Origin of the sequence: Gluconacetobacter entanii, assembly GCF_013155425.1 — a bacterium.
Classification (GTDB): domain Bacteria; phylum Pseudomonadota; class Alphaproteobacteria; order Acetobacterales; family Acetobacteraceae; genus Novacetimonas; species Novacetimonas entanii.
The window spans coordinates 1-13929 of sequence record NZ_JABJWD010000112.1 but is presented as its reverse complement, the minus strand read 5'-3'; the positions used below and the strand labels follow the sequence as shown (position 1 = coordinate 13929).

Sequence of the window (13929 nt, the reverse complement as noted above, 5' to 3'; positions counted from 1 at the left end):
TCTTGCGCGTAACCTTGCCCATAAAACCCGTTCTCTCTCAGGTCGGATTATAGCTTATTGCCCTGTCCGAAAAATGGGGACCACCTCTAATATCTGACCCTCAGGCCGATAAGATCATTGCGGAACACGCGGGTGAAGCGTCAAAGGCTCTTATCTTCGTCGATAATCTGATCGACTCGCGTTATCCGGTTGAGCGACTGGTGAAAACTATTGGCGCGCAGCTCGTCTCGGCAGAGCAAAGCATCTACTTCGACTCGGTCAGCTTAAAATCTATGCAGGGCAAGCTCGATGTACACTCAAGTTCCGAGATCTTTCCACAGGATCTCCAAGATATCATTGACTCCATTCCAGCCAATATTCGAAGATGGAATTCTGACGATCTGGACGAGGTTGAAAAGGACAGTGGTGAATTAGGGCTGTTTGAAGCGCTCCGCCGCCATGTATTCGACGAAAACCTAACCATGCGCTTTCGTGCCAAGCTCAACGAGTTTGAAGCGAAGGACCCGCAGGCGTTCGAAGTGTACATGATGGCCTGTTATGTCGCTTCTTGTCGGACGATCGTATCGTTCGATATGATCTATGCATTCCTTCCGGGTCCGAATAAGCAATACAATGACGTGTATGATGTCGTAAAACGCATCGAGAGCTTTTTAGTCGAAGTGGATTTGGATGACCCGCATCAAGACTACTTTTCTGTGAGATCGGCAGCTCTCTCCCGTATCGCATTGCGGGAGTGTCAGCCTAGATCCTTTGGGCGGATGTTTGAGCGCTTCCACAGCTCGGTGTCAACGCGTCTCATTGTCGATTACCCAGTTTTCAGAAGGTATGGTTACGATAATGAGTTCGCATACAAGGCCTACCCGATAGCCAAGGACGGAAAGAGTTTTTATACACGACTAGTTTCCATAACCGATAATGCATACGACTATCAGCATGGTGCAATCTACCTGTCCAAGATGAAAAGTTTTACAGATGCTTTCTCTTGGATTGATACTGCGCTTTCCAAAAGTCGGGGTCGCGTGTTCTCTATAAGGAACACACATGCCCGGATTCTCTTCGAGGCAAATATTGATGTTCTTAAACGCAATACCGGTGACCTAACCGCTCTTGACGGAATCTGTGAAAGCATGGCCGTTCTACAAGACTGCATCAAGAATGATGCGCGTCGTTCGTATCATTTACTTCGGTTCTGTGATCAAGCATTACAATACGCGAAATTCATGGATGATCAAAAGAGCAAAGACTGGCTTACTGATGCATATGAGAATCTGAAGCTTGCTGTAGAGCAAGCGCAGATATCCAGAAGCCGCGATAGCTATAATCTTAGAAAATACCAACGCCTCTTGGGTGAAATAAAAATGGAAATTGGCGGTCATTAATATTTGAATTTTCTATGAAGATGCGATTACCTCAAAGGCCTATTTTATCATTTTTTCCTGAAAAGCGGCTAAATGGTCGATGAACCACAGCCGTGAGAAAGAGTGAATCTCGCATGTTCGTTATGCGGTAAGAAAAATGCTTTACCAAGTGTCTCAAATGAGGCGAGTGCCGTCTGTCTGTTCCATCCCCACAAAACAGACCGAGGGCAATAAGAGGCAAGCAGAAGATCAGCTTTCTGACAAAACGACTAAAGGCCAGATATTGGCACGAAAGAGTGCTACCATTAGGATGAGAAAAATTTGATGAATGGATATTAAAAATGTCTAAAAAGCATCTAATGATAGCAATTAACTGGTATGGGCCGTATAATACCTTAGAATATGCACGTTGTAGAGCGCGTCATGATTATAGTCATGGACTTTACCTTGCTATCGGAAAGCTCAAGCATGAGCGTAAGCGCTCCATGCAATATATTGGCATAGGTAATAACCTACATACTCGGCTTAATGATCGTCACCATAAGCTTGTTGATATCGTTAGAGAACGCTCGTTATGGCTTGGTGAAATCGCAACTGCAGAACCATCTGGAAAGCGTATGAAAGCAACCCTAACAACCCTAGACTTCGCAGAATGGATGCATGCCAGATTTTTGAAACTCCCTCTTAACGACAAGAAAACCAAACAACTACCTACCCGAAGTGTAACAGTAATTAACCGCTGGTACGCTACAGATTATGAAACTTTACGCTTGCGACGGCCCCATGCTGACTGGCCTGACCTTCTGGACTATTCCGAATATGGACGGCCAGCACGTGCTGTTTGGTTTGGACGCCGCCAAAGAACCTTTCAGGCACCAGATTACGCAATGCCAGGATAATGTAGATGCCCATCTAATTACCGCGTATCATTTGTAAACCAATAAAGCCGCTTTATTTTATCGCCTGTTAATATTTCACACGTGCTTATCTTCAGAAGACCGAACCCACAGAGGAGATGACGTGTTGAGGTTAGAACTCTGTCTGGTTTCGGGAAAAAACGCTAGGTCATTGAGCGACCGGTATGAGGCGACTGCCGCCTGTCTGCTTCTGTATCACTGAGCAGACAGGCAGATATGGGGGATAACGAAAGGTCCGGTATCAAACAGAAAGAGCATAAAACGGCCATTCATGTGCATCGGAAGTTCGCAGTAGCTAAGTGCCCCAGGAAGCCCTTCTGGTTCAATGGAGCCAGCTTAGAAGCCGACATCTATTACCCATCAAGTGTATCGCCCGTCGTGAGTTGGTAGCAGCACCAGAAAGTTTCAGGTCGATAAGTGGGAATTAAGGGGGAGGCACGTCGTTATAATATTCTATCATCGCCTTAATATAAGCAGACCCTGGAGTTTGGCCAAACGATTGGCCAAGATACTTTCGGAATCCTAAAACCAATTCCTCAATAGAACGAGTGTATGTTTGATTCTGAGCGCATAACCAAGAGTGATATTCATTGATGATCTCGTAACCGCCTATCAGCGGGCCGAACAGATCCCTATCCAGATATTTAGATACTGTATCCACAACTTTGAATGTCTCTAGGATATCCGCCTCCTCGGCAGAAATTGCTGTATTGGGTTCCCAAGGTGTTCGTCTTAATTCACCTTCGGCGCCATAACTGTGGGCAATACGATTTCGCTTGTCTTGCAGTTTCTGCAATTGGGGAACTAGGCTGGAAACTCGTGAAGGAACACGACCAATTTTTATCTCCAACTTTCGGATGCGTTCGGACCACGTACCTTTCGTAGGGTCTTTTGATCGCTTCTTTATCATGCCACGATAGCCGGTTGGTAAACGGTCGACATGCTTAATGAACGAAACGCTATTGATCCCCAACAGGGATCGATCGATTAGTTCTGGGCACGCAGAAAACACAACTGTGCAGGCAGCAACGATATAAACTTCAAGAACGGATGCGGCTGACAATATCGTATTTTGTCTTACCCATATACTGAAATCGTCCGCACCTTTTTCCCAATTTTCTTTCGTCTTAAGAATAGCGCGATAGTCTTTCCCAGTTTTTGGGGTGATAATATTAGAAAAATACCCTTTAATCGCACCCTCGGAATTCGCATGCGTCCAATATACATCATTTATGTGCGTCAAATGTTGCTTAGTTATCTGTCTTATAAGAGTGGTGCGAAATGGGAGTTTCGTAGGATCAAATTGAATACTCATTTTCGTTATTCGCAATTCACTCAAATATCAGTGCCTAGCCTTTGTATGTTGCAGTTAGCATGAACCTATTCGGGATGGAAGAAGGTCAGAGCGATTAGCAGGCAGCACGACATAGGCCAACAGTCGACTTTCTCCTGCCAATCGTTCGAGAGTGGTCGGGTAGTTTTCGGCCCCAAGTGGCAGCAAGCGTCTGCATTGGCGATGTCCGTTATACGGAACACAATTTGTCTATTGTATGTCCGGCATGAGAGCGAAATCCGACATTAGTGTTGGCTGACATCGACCCATTCTGCGCCAACAAGTTCCACCAGTTGCTCCGGCGTCAGACATACGAAACTGTTCCGATCACCTGCTGCGGGCCAGACTTCGTCAAACGCACGCAGCGAAATGTCACAGAACACCCTGATCTGCTGCGGCAACCCAAAGCACCAACGGGATGGCTTGTCAGTTCCAGCACCTCGTCCGCGGGCAGCATGCGAGGCCGGTTGCCGAACGTATCCTTCGTCTTGCGGTTATCCAGCCGTCCCGTCCCGGCCATGACAACCAAGATCCGCTCATCCCCGACTTTCAGCGCCAGCGTCTTGGCTATCTGCCCTTCCTCCACACCCAGAGCCTGAGCGGCTTCCGCCACTGTCGCCGTACTGTCCGTCAGCACCACCGGTTCGATATCAGGTGCGTTCGCCTCGAAAAATGCCTGCACGGACTCCCGGCTCATCTCTTCCCCTCCACAATGCTGGAAAACTGCTGGTGGTCCGGATGATTACACATCCTGCATTTCTCGGACACAATCACAGACCGGTTCACAACGGCGCCACCTGAAAACTATCGACGTCGATCATGAAACTTCCATCCGCCTCGATCCCGAAATAGCGCTTCACCTCTTCCGGTGCGGCCTGCTGGAGGGAGCGAATGGCCACAGTCTGCTCAGTCGGGGTTTTCGTACGTGCGACCCAGCTTGCGAAATCCATACGCAGGCGATGGGTCTGAAAAGCCTCCAGAGCGAAGCCCGCCTGCCCCAGAAAGGCCGTCCATTCAGCAGATGAATAATCCCGTACATGCGAGATATCACGCAGCAGCTCCATCGACTGCAACCAACTATCCAGCAGGGCGGAAGATGGAGCCGTCACATCAATGAACAGAGCCATGCCTGCAGAAGTCAGGACACGTCGTGCCTCCCGCAGACCTGCAAGCGCATCCGACCAGTGGTGGGTGGTAAAGCGACAGAACACGGCGTCAAAAGTTCCAGCATCAAATGGCAACTCCTCTGCCGGAGCCTGTATCGTCGTAACATTGTTCAAATCCTGCCGGGCCGCCTCGTGCGCCACGGCCTGCAGCATCGAAGCCGTGATATCGCAGGCAACCACCTCTTCGACATGCGGCGCCAGACGGTAGGTCACGTGCCCTCCTCCACAGCCCAGGTCCAGAACGCGCCGCAGGCCTTTGCCCGCAACAAGACGTTCGATCCTGTCCAGATCGCCGCCCTGACTGTGCACTGCGCTGGCAACATAGTCCTGTGCCCGGTCGCCATAATGCCTTGCTGTGTATGAATCAGTCATCTTTTCTCACCTGCCTCTTATGTCATCTGCGACGCCAGATTGCCGGACACAAAAAGAGGGGATAAGGTCTCATTTTATACTGGTATAAAAACTACCATCATGAACCTTCCTTCTGAACAGCACCGCTCCCTTGGAGCCTTTCTACGTGCGCGACGTGACGCCCTGTCTCCGCAGGACGTTGGATTGCATGTCCTGCCCGGACGGCGTCGGGCACGGGGGTTGCGGCGGGAAGAAGCCGCCCAGCTCTGTGGTATCAGCACGACGTGGTATACGTGGCTGGAACAGGGTCGGAATGTCTCCTGTTCGGCGACGACACTGGCGCGTATTGCCACGGCTCTGCATCTGTCCCCTGCCGAAAGGCTCTATCTGTTCGAACTGGCCCAGTTGAAGGATCCCGATTCCTCACGGCCAGTCACCGCATCCCGTCTTCCCGAACCCGTCCGGACTTTCCCGGAGCAGGTAACCATGCCCTGTTATGTGCTGGATCCCCTGTGGAATGCCTGCGTCGCCAACAAAGCGGCCCGGCGTCTCTTTGTCGGATGGCTGGACAGTGAGGAACCCAACCTGCTGCGCTATGTCTTTCTCGACCCTGCAGCCCGAACCTTTCTTGATGACTGGGACGGCAGTGCCCGACGGGTTCTTGCCGAATTCAGGGCTGCCAGCATCCGTGGTGACACGCATCTGGTGGAAACACTCGTGCAGGAGCTTCGATCCCGAAGTCCGGATTTTGAACGGCTGTGGCATAATCAGAGTGTATTGCTAAGAGAAGGCGGCCCTCGCCGGTTTCGACATCCGGCCGATGGCCCATTGGACTTTGACCAGACCACCCTCTCCTTCACGACATGGCCGCACTACCAGCTGGTAACACTGAAACCACGATGAACACTTTCGAAATCCTGCTCCCACATTATGATTTTTCTGAACGTCACGCGATTATCATTCGCGGTCAGGCATCTGATATTCTCGATGCCGTTGCGGCTTTCCGCGTACAGAATGATCCCCTTGTGCGTCAGATTATCCGTCTGCGTGAACTTCCTGGCCGACTGATGAAGCGCCTGTCTGCCCCGCCACTGGATCTTGAAGACTTTACGCTTCTGGCGCGCACCGGACACGCACTTGCCTATGGTCTGGTCGGAGCATTCTGGCATGCCGATTATGGACTTCGCTCCATTCCTTCTCCTGACGCTTTCATGGCCGTACGGGAGGGAGATCTCTGCAAACTGGTTCTTGGCTTTACTGTCGCGCCCATTAGCAAAAGCAGGTGTCGCCTCATAACCGAAACACGTGTCCTCTGCCTCAGTGACAAGGCCAGACAATGCTTTACGCCTTACTGGTTTCTGATCCGCCCGGTCAGCGGGTTGCTACGCCGCCGCATGCTCTGGAATATTCGCAGGGTTGTTGAGCAGCAGTCATGAAGTCGTATCCGGACTTTCCGTCCCACGTTTCGCCATCCGCGGAAACCCAGACTTCAAAGTCACATGCTCTTTCCAAGCGGCAGATGCGGGTTACCGACCTGGCGGGCCTTTTCCGCAGCCCGGTGAAGCGGCATCACATCTCCAGACGTAGTGATCCACAGCGTGGCCCCCTCAAGCTGCGCCAGTGTGTCTGCGGCAACGGTGTCCGGGTCGGAAATATCGCCGACCCGCAATATCTGGGCCATTTTCTCCCGTAGGGCTGTAAAGAACTGGCAGACCGCTGCCCGCGCTTCAGGCGTGGCCGATGTGACGCCATAGGCCAGATGCAGCCCGACACAGCGCTGCCGCTCTTCAAATGTCTTTTCGATACGACCTATCAAAGTTTGCCAGGTGAGCTGCCAGTCATCGTTCTGGTCCGGCAAACCCTGGACAGTCTCTTCCAGAGTAAGTGCCAGGACTTCCGGGACAAGCGATTCCTTATTCGGAAAACGCGTGTAAAGACTGGCTTTTTTCAGTCCGACGCGAGACGCAAGATCCTGCATGGAGGCACCATCATAACCGTGCTCCCGAAACAGCTCGCGGGCCTCGATCACGATATTATGCAACGTCGTCTTCATTTTAGCCTTTACACCCGACCGGTCGGTAGTTTTTATAACTCCGCCTGAGTTTAGAGGCAAGAAAGATGGGGAAAGGTTACGAGACGATGCAACTCTATAATCTCGAACTGTCCGGAAACTGCTACAAGGTGCGCCTGCCTGTTCGAAAGGAAAGACCCTGTCGATGACAGGATGGATCTCCTGGTGGGTCAGAAACGCATTCATTTCCCGAAAGTGGTCACGAGAGCCCACAGTAATTCCGTCAATGCTGGCATTGGTGCTGCGGATGCGATCGATATCCGGGCGCGGCCCGAAGCCGGTCAGCACGCCTATCTGGGCAATGTGGCCACCGGCCCTGATCGATTTGATGGATCGGGGGTAGGTCTCCGGTCCGCCCAGTTCCAGGACATGGCTGACACCGTCTCCATGGGTAAGCGCGTTGACAGTTTCATCCCAGTCAGGTGTCCTGACATAATTGATCAGTTCAGACGCACCCAGTTTCCGGGCACGTGAAAGCTTTTCGTCGGAAGACGAGATGATGATGACCTGCGCTCCCCTAGCTACGGCAAGCTGAAGCGCAAACAGCGCCACGCCACCCGTTCCCTGAACAAGAACGGTATCGCCTTCGCGCAGATGTCCCCTGACCATGAGCGCCTGCCATGCCGTCACTGCAGCACACGGTAAAGTCGCGGCCTCCGCAAAGGAGAGATACTCAGGCTTTGCGATGAGCGACCGGGCCGGGACGCTGACATAGTCCTGCAGGACGCCTTCCGTGTTGGGACCACCAAAGGCCGAACTCATGTAGTCATTTCGAAAGATACCGCCGATCCAGTCCCGGAAGAACGGAATGCATACAGGATCGCCTTCCTTCCAGTCGGCTACGCCCTTCCCTACTGCTGCAACAGAACCCGCAGCATCGGAAAGTGGCACACGGCCAACGCCTTCCGTCATGGCCGGATCCCCCAGAAGAAGCAGATCCCGATAATTCACGCTGGCATTCTGTATTTTCACCAGAACCTCGCCCGGAACAGGCGAAGGATCCGGCGCTTCATCCAGAACGGGACGGACGCCATTTTCGGTATGTTTCAGTCGGTAAAGTCGCATGTGCATATTCTCCGTGCGGTGATGCGACAGGCACGCTAAGGTCTAACAGCGCTGTCAGGGTCAAGGAGAAAATGATGAAGATCGGCGAGCTGGCCCGTCGCACGGGTGTGAGTATCCGGATGCTGCGCTATTACGAGCAGGAAGGCCTGCTTGCGCCCGATCGGCAGGAATCCGGCTACCGGGACTATTCGGAAAGCGATGAGACCGCAGTCCGGCGCATCCAGATGCTCACCGAAGCGGGCCTGAAACTGGACGCGATCCGGCAGTTGCTGCCCTGTATCCTGACCGATGATCCAAGCTTCCAGCCCTGTGATAACCTGCGCGCCATTCTGCAACGTGAACGACGGAAGATGGACGCACAGATCGACCGCCTTCAGGTCAGCAGGGATATGCTGGGGCGCTACATCGATCAGACCGGTTGACCTGCTACGCCAAGGTCAGGACGGGTTCCAACTGCTGATTGTCCTGTCTTATCGGGCTGTCTGACCGAACAGGATTTTCTTCCCCTCTTCCGTCACGCTGGGTCGCGCTGACAGGTCTTTCGCTTTCTCATAGGCCCGTATCGTTGCCGGGCGCGCGGCAATGGTATCAAACCAGCGCTCCAGGTTCGGAAACTCCTCAAGGTCCTGCTGCTGGCGCTGCCACGGCACGACCCACGGATAGCTGGCCATGTCCGCAATGCTGTAATCGGCGCCACCGAGGAATGGCGCCCGCGCCAGACGCCGGTCCATCACGCCATACAGGCGGTTGGTTTCGTTGACATAGCGTGTGATGGCGTAGGGAATTTTCTCTGGCGCATACTGTCCGAAATGATGGTTCTGCCCCGCCATCGGTCCCAGACCGCCGACCTGCCAAAACAGCCATTCGGTGACCGCCGTGCGACCCCGGATATCCTCAGGCAGAAACCGGTCTGTCTTCTCCGCGAGATAGAGCAGGATTGCCCCTGATTCAAAAACGCTGATGGCCTCACCGTCATCTTTCGGGCTCCGGTCAATGATCGCGGGCATCCGGTTATTGGGAGAAATGGCCAGAAACTCCGGCCGAAACTGATCTCCCGCGCTGATGTCGACAGGATGAATGGTGTAATCCAGCCCGGCTTCTTCCAGAAACAGCGTGATCTTGTGGCCGTTCGGGGTCGGCCAGTAGAAAAGATCGATCATGGAACGCGTCCTTTCTCAGAGGGTCGTCGGCTTCAACACGTCAGACAGCCAGATGTTCAGGTCCCGGACTTCAGTGATGGTGGTCGTATGCTCCATAAGGAAATTCGGGCGGCTCGCATCGTGACCTCTGCTATATTCGCACAGTTCTCCACACGCACCTCAGGAACGAGTGGTGATCACAACCTTCCCGAATGGCCCCTCGTCCAGACGAGCAAAAGCGGCTCGAGCGTCATCAAAACCATAGACGTGATCAATGACAGGCCTGATGCCGTAACGATCGACTGCAGAGACAAGACGTTCCAGCGCCGTCCGGTGCCCCACCGTGATACCCTGAATGATGCCCCGGCGCAGCATCAGCGGCACAGCGCTGAATGACACGTCAGCACCTCCGAGAAACCCGATCTGCGCAATCCTACCGCCACTGGCCAATGCATTGACGGAATGACGCATATTGTCGCCTCCGATCAGTTCGAGAATCTGATCAGCGCCATGTCCGTCCGTGAGCCTGATAACTTCCCCAGACCAGTCGTGAACACCGTCGATCAGGACGGTGTCCTCCACACCGAGTGTTTTTAATCGATCCTGCTTCTGCCGCGAGCGGGACGTCACGATGGCACGTGCTCCCAGCGCCCGGGCAATCTGCATCCCGAAAAGCGATACACCTCCGGTTCCTTGGACGACGACTGCCTGCCCAGCCAGAAGATTACCGGTTTCCACAAGCGCAAACCATGCCGTGAGTCCGGCAACAGGCAGGGTACTGGCTTCCTCGTCGGACAACGTGTCCGGCGCCCGTATGGGTGCAGCCAGTCCTCCTGGGACTGGCGCAGCAGCATCCTGAACTTGATCTCGATCTGTCTTTCACGGATCGCCATATCGATCTCGTTGAAGAAGGTATCGATATGGCCGTCCGGCTGGGACATCCCGGCAACAGCGCCACGCTGAGCGGTCGCAGGCTGGCCACGCAGCAATCCGTTCTGTGTGCATCGCCTGACTATCTTGATCGCAGGGGAACCCCCGAGACCATTGACGATCTTGCCCGGCACGACTGCATTCTGTTTGCCCGTAACGGCCAGTTGCTGCCCTGGCATCTGACGGATGCCGGCACTGGCCTGGCGCAGGCGGTTACACCCCGCCCCCGTCACATCATCAGTCATGGCGACGGTCTCCGCGACACGGCGTTAGCGGGAAGCGGCCTTGCCTGGCTTGCAACATGGCTGGTTGCGACAGATCTGCAGGTCGGAAGGCTCAGGGCCATTCCCATTTCCAGCGCGCCGCAGGATATGGATATCCATGTCCTGTGGCCGAAATCCCGAACGCTCTCCCCCCGGATACGGGCAAGCGTGGATGCGCTGGTCAGAACATTTCAGCCGATCTTCCCGTGGGATCAGCCCTGATCACCGGAGATGTTCACCAGAATTTTCCCTTTTAGCTTCCCCTGCATGAAAGATGACAGGTTACGCGGCAGATCCTCAAAGGAGGTCACGGTCGTGGGCTGAAAATCCAGAGCGCCAATCCGGACGGCTTCCAGCAACTCCGTTCCCGCGCTGCGCCAGTCGCGCCAGTCTGCCGCTGTTCCGTAATCATGAATGGCGTTGAGTGCGACTTCATGAAGGGACACTGCTGTCGTGAACGCCGGAAGCGGTGCGGTTTCGATCCGGTCCTGGATACAGACCAGATGGCCATTATAACCAATCAGGTCAGCCAGCGTACGGGCATAACTCCCGCTGGTGGTATCGAACGCCGCAAACAGACGCCGTGGACCAAGTGCCGCAGCAAGTTTTGTGCGCCATGTGTCGTCACGGTAGTCGAAGGCGCCGCATACCCTCTCAACCCGTCACGAAAATCCCCGCAGCCCTCTGACTCCGAAGGCTACACCCAAGCCAGCACGCTCGCCCCTTTCCCGGCAGAAAAATGTCGCCAATGGGGGGAGAGTAGACTGTCGGTTAACGGTCACGGCAGGCAAAAAGCTGCTATTCACTTGCTATGCTGCTTACGACCGCCATGCACCCATTCTGACTATTCGACTGACAGTTGCAATGTCCTGAAAGCCGATATTGTTTATGGCGTAGCCTAGCGCCAGCCGATTACTCCGGCGTATAGTTCGTGCCCTTGCGAAAGCATTCTCCCGATCCGGAAGCGGCCGGATTCCTAGATTGTTTTCGAGGGTTATGTGCGGTGGACTGTTGACTGCGCTTAATAGGTACAGTCATCTAAAGTCGTGAACATGCCTAAATTTTTCCGCCCACACCCTTAAACTTTTCAACGAACGCAGAGATGCGCTGGAACACATCTCTTTTTTTGGTCAGGTATTTTGGATTGAGCGGGCTCATTTTTGGAAGGATCGAGTTCAACTCTGTGCCATTTTCGCTCGCATATTCACGCTTGATCGACGTTGCAATATAGCGCTTGGCGGCCTCCGCGTTCAATTTTTCATCGGTTATCAATTCTTTCGCTTCCCGGCATCGTTCGGCTTGTGCGAAGGCAAAAAAAGCCTCAATTACCCCTGCCTTGTCCCTCAGTTCGTCTAGGTTTGTCTGATTGATGAAATCCACAATGAGGCTTTCTTTCGCGCGGTTGCCAATACTGGCACGAATGACACGACGAACTTCGCTAACGAGCTCTGACTTGCTCTTCGTTTTTTTGTTGTGCTCGAAGATTAGCTCAAGGATGTAATCCAGATTTATTTCCTGGGACTTCAAGAGGTCGACCTCAAAGACGACATCCTCCCAGTCGATCGTTGACTCACCCTGCTCGGCGCTAGCCTTTTCACGGCGAAGCCAATCCCGAATATCATTGTAGGTCGAACGGTAATCCTGGACCTTTCGATCAGTGGGCATTTCGATGCTTTTGAGCTCGTCAACGTCATCATCACTTAAATGACACCGCTCCTTGAACGCGCCCATCGCTTCCACGTCACTCTCGTCGATCTCCTGAAGTTCTTTTAGGTTGGAGAACTCATCATAATTCTGAAGGATATTCTCAATACGGAGATACTCGCCGAACAGCTTTGCAAAGGCCTTTTTGTCCGCTTCCTTTTCGATGGCAGTGGGATCCGGGAAACGCTCTTTCAACTCACGGACGACATCGATAAAGCCTCGCCTTGCCTCGCCTGTCGTCTGGTCCGTAAAACCTTCCATGTATTCTGAGTAGCTTTTCTCCAGAACAACATTCTTGGTATTGGCGTTGCCAAAGAGTGTGATTGCCTTGACGGTCGCCTCTTCCAAGTCGCGGAAGGTAACGATGTTGCCGAAGGACTTGGTCGCATCATAAATGCGGTTGGTACGGGAGTAGGCTTGTATAAGACCGTGAAAACGCAAATTCTTGTCGACGAACAGCGTGTTCAGGGTTTGCGCGTCGAAGCCGGTCAGGAACATGCCAACCACAATGAGCAGGTCAACTTCCTTGGACTTCACCCGTTTCGCCAGATCCCGGTAATAATTCTGGAAGCCCTTACTATCTGCGCTGAAATTCGTTCGGAAATAGGCGTTGTAGTCCGTGATCGCAGCGTTCAGGAATTCCTTGGCGCTGCTATTCAGCGCTGAAACCTCAAAACTCTCGTCAGGAATGTCGCCAATCGCATCCTGTTCTTCGTTGTCGGCAAATGAAAAGATGGTCGCGATCTTCAACGGCTTGTCGCTACCGTCCTGAAGCGCATTCAGCTTTTCATAATAGAGCTTAGCTGCATCAACACTGCTCACCGCGAACATGGCATTGAAGCCCTTATTGTCTCCATAAAGACGATGCGTCTTGCGGCGGAAGTTATCGAGAATGTACTGAGAAATTTCAGAGATTCGTGCTGGGTGCTGAAGAGCTTGCTGGTTTTCAGCGGCGGTCAGCTTCTTTTCGTCCTGTTCGGTTTCAATCGCTTTGAACTGCGGGCGCACATCGTTGTAGTCGACTTTGAACTTTAGCACCTTTTGGTCGCGGATCGCGTCGGTGATCACATAGGAATGAAGTTCGCTTCCGAATATGCTGGCCGTCGTCTCCGCACCCGAAGCATTTTCCGAAAAGATCGGCGTGCCGGTGAAGCCGAACTGGCAGAACTGTTTGAACTTCCGCTTGAGGTTCTTCTGTGCCTCACCAAACTGGCTGCGATGGCACTCGTCGAAAATGAAGACGACGCGCTGGGTATAGACCGGCAGGTCCCCTTCGCTCTTCATCAGATTGTTGAGCTTCTGGATGGTCGTGACGATAATCTTGTTATCGTCCTTGGAGAGGTTTCGCTTCAACCCGGCTGTACTGTCCGATCCATTGACGCTGTCCGGCGAAAAGCGCTGATATTCCTTCATCGTTTGGAAATCGAGGTCCTTGCGGTCGACCACGAAAAAGACCTTGTCGATGAAGTCGAGCTGCGTGGCAAGGCGGGCCGCCTTGAAGCTGGTCAGCGTTTTGCCTGAGCCTGTAGTGTGCCAGATATATCGTAACCGGCCGTTTGAGGCCGCCTTATGATTGAGGATTGTGACTGGTAACTTACCGTCGTTAACGACGTCGTTATTGACGTCATTTGA

12 protein-coding genes and 2 pseudogenes are annotated in these 13929 nt (G+C 53.0%); 6 read left to right on the top strand and 8 right to left on the bottom strand.

Features of this window, described 5'->3' with window-relative positions; genetic code table 11:
• Positions 1-200: 200 nt before the first annotated feature.
• Together HNH97_RS15930 and HNH97_RS15925 are read left to right on the top strand one after the other, a co-directional pair.
• Positions 201-1379: a hypothetical protein gene (locus HNH97_RS15930; RefSeq protein ID WP_171791532.1), complete on the top strand. Its 1179-nt coding sequence runs from the start codon at positions 201-203 to the stop codon at positions 1377-1379.
• Positions 1380-1699: 320 nt separating this feature from the next.
• Positions 1700-2257 (top strand): hypothetical protein, encoded by a 558-nt coding sequence (locus tag HNH97_RS15925; RefSeq protein WP_171791531.1) that lies wholly within the window; start codon positions 1700-1702, stop codon positions 2255-2257.
• Between the two features lie 442 nt (positions 2258-2699).
• On the opposite strand, the gene HNH97_RS15920 is transcribed toward HNH97_RS15925, so the two are convergent.
• From HNH97_RS15920 to HNH97_RS15910, 3 genes and pseudogenes are all read right to left on the bottom strand, one after another.
• The gene (locus HNH97_RS15920; RefSeq protein ID WP_171791530.1) at positions 2700-3590 is read right to left on the bottom strand and encodes a hypothetical protein; all 891 of its coding nucleotides are present in this window, start codon (positions 3588-3590) and stop codon (positions 2700-2702) included.
• A 263-nt stretch (positions 3591-3853) separates the two neighbouring features.
• Positions 3854-4305 (bottom strand): annotated as a pseudogene (locus HNH97_RS15915) (YbaK/EbsC family protein).
• Positions 4306-4390: 85 nt separating this feature from the next.
• Positions 4391-5146, bottom strand: coding sequence for a class I SAM-dependent methyltransferase (locus HNH97_RS15910; protein ID WP_171791529.1), 756 nt, complete (start codon positions 5144-5146; stop codon positions 4391-4393).
• A gap of 99 nt (positions 5147-5245) precedes the next feature.
• Here HNH97_RS15910 and HNH97_RS15905 point away from each other — a divergent pair, with 99 nt between their 5' ends.
• Together HNH97_RS15905 and HNH97_RS15900 are read left to right on the top strand one after the other, a co-directional pair.
• Positions 5246-6028, top strand: a complete 783-nt coding sequence (locus HNH97_RS15905; RefSeq protein ID WP_171791528.1) for a helix-turn-helix transcriptional regulator — start codon at positions 5246-5248, stop codon at positions 6026-6028.
• Entirely contained in the window at positions 6025-6561 is a 537-nt protein-coding gene (locus HNH97_RS15900) for a hypothetical protein (RefSeq protein WP_171791527.1), read from the top strand. The genes HNH97_RS15905 and HNH97_RS15900 overlap by 4 nt, the downstream gene beginning before the upstream one ends.
• Before the next feature lie 59 nt (positions 6562-6620).
• Here the strand turns inward: HNH97_RS15900 and HNH97_RS18480 are convergent, their stop codons facing one another.
• Positions 6621-8261, bottom strand: a complete 1641-nt coding sequence (locus HNH97_RS18480; RefSeq protein ID WP_244949499.1) for a zinc-binding dehydrogenase — start codon at positions 8259-8261, stop codon at positions 6621-6623.
• A gap of 71 nt (positions 8262-8332) precedes the next feature.
• Here HNH97_RS18480 and HNH97_RS15885 point away from each other — a divergent pair, with 71 nt between their 5' ends.
• Complete coding sequence (locus HNH97_RS15885; RefSeq protein WP_171791526.1) at positions 8333-8683, top strand: MerR family transcriptional regulator; 351 nt, start codon at positions 8333-8335, stop codon at positions 8681-8683.
• A gap of 48 nt (positions 8684-8731) precedes the next feature.
• Here HNH97_RS15885 and HNH97_RS15880 read toward each other — a convergent pair whose 3' ends face one another.
• Both HNH97_RS15880 and HNH97_RS15875 read right to left on the bottom strand, forming a co-directional pair.
• Complete coding sequence (locus HNH97_RS15880; protein ID WP_171791525.1) at positions 8732-9421, bottom strand: glutathione S-transferase N-terminal domain-containing protein; 690 nt, start codon at positions 9419-9421, stop codon at positions 8732-8734.
• Between the two features lie 159 nt (positions 9422-9580).
• The gene (locus tag HNH97_RS15875) at positions 9581-10198 is read right to left on the bottom strand and encodes a zinc-dependent alcohol dehydrogenase family protein (RefSeq protein WP_216657690.1); all 618 of its coding nucleotides are present in this window, start codon (positions 10196-10198) and stop codon (positions 9581-9583) included.
• Positions 10199-10215: 17 nt separating this feature from the next.
• Between HNH97_RS15875 and HNH97_RS15870 the strand changes: the two are divergent.
• Positions 10216-10815, top strand: a pseudogene (locus HNH97_RS15870) (LysR substrate-binding domain-containing protein); the annotation flags it as partial.
• Here the strand turns inward: HNH97_RS15870 and HNH97_RS18040 are convergent.
• Positions 10806-11039, bottom strand: coding sequence for an MDR/zinc-dependent alcohol dehydrogenase-like family protein (locus HNH97_RS18040; RefSeq protein ID WP_244949498.1), 234 nt, complete (start codon positions 11037-11039; stop codon positions 10806-10808). The pseudogene HNH97_RS15870 and the gene HNH97_RS18040 sit on opposite strands and share 10 nt — an antisense overlap.
• A 610-nt stretch (positions 11040-11649) precedes the next feature.
• The coding region (locus HNH97_RS15860) for a type I restriction endonuclease subunit R (protein WP_171791523.1) at positions 11650-13929 on the bottom strand (2280 nt) is incomplete at its 5' end.